Annotated in this window: 2 protein-coding genes; both read right to left on the minus strand. The window is 61.9% G+C overall.

Translation table 11 applies throughout. The features are described from left to right. On the minus strand, positions 1-289 hold a 289-nt coding region (locus tag AB4Y44_RS42400; protein ID WP_368702816.1), incomplete at its 3' end, for a hypothetical protein. 3 nt (positions 290-292) lie between these two features. Then, the coding region (locus AB4Y44_RS42405) for a ParA family protein (RefSeq protein WP_368702817.1) at positions 293-869 on the minus strand (577 nt) is incomplete at its 5' end.

An 869-nucleotide genomic window follows, 5' to 3' on the forward strand; every position in this document is an offset into this window, starting at 1 on the left:
GGTTTTCGTAGGCATCGAGAGCCCTTTCCAGAATCTCAACCAGCAGGAGGTTGTCGCGCTGTGCGATCGTTCTGATGCGCTCATCAAACTCAGCACTTACGCGCGTCGCGAACTGGACGGTTCGATGGGTACGGCGAAGGGATCGCCCGTCGATGCGCGCTCGCGGTGTTGTTGCTGGCGTAGGAGCGGCCGGCGCGTGTTCGGGGGCCTCGAGGTTAGGGCTGGCCTCGTCGATTGCGGGGGGAGCCCCAAGGGAGCTTTTCCGTTTGAGTTTGCTAACGTCGACCATGGCTTACTCCGTAACGCGATCGATGAGGGATTGAATCAGGGCATCAGCTCGCGTGTTGAGCTTCGAATACCGTGTCTCTGTGACGGCCAAACCGCTGTTCTGGGCTTGCCGATATGCCGGCCGCTCGACAAGGCAGCCAGCGAGGACGGAATACCCAGCTTCGGCCAGGTAGATGCGTGCGTCCGTCTCCTCGGCGTCGGTGCCGATCCGGTTTAGCGCGAACGTCAGACGGTCTTTGGGAATGCCGGCTTTAACCAGCGCGTGAAACTCGCGCACGGCGGGCCGCAGATCGTCCAGCGAGGCGCCGGTAGGTTGCACGATGAGGTTTGCCGCCTTGGCGATTTCCAGCGTTGCCTGGCTCGTTCTAGCGGGTCCATCGAGAATCAGGATGTCGAAGCCGTCAACGATTGCCAGTGCCTGCGCTGCCGTCTTGAACGATTCGACCGACACGGCCGGTTCGATGCCGGCATCCATGCGCGTGCGATGCCAGTCAACGGTTGTTCCCTGCTGCGTGTCGAGATCCGCAACCTTGGTTTTCAGGCCACCCGCGGCCGTTTCGCGCGCGAGTGCTCGAGCAAGC

The sequence above is a fragment of the Paraburkholderia sp. BR10937 genome (assembly GCF_040965695.1).
Classification (GTDB): domain Bacteria; phylum Pseudomonadota; class Gammaproteobacteria; order Burkholderiales; family Burkholderiaceae; genus Paraburkholderia.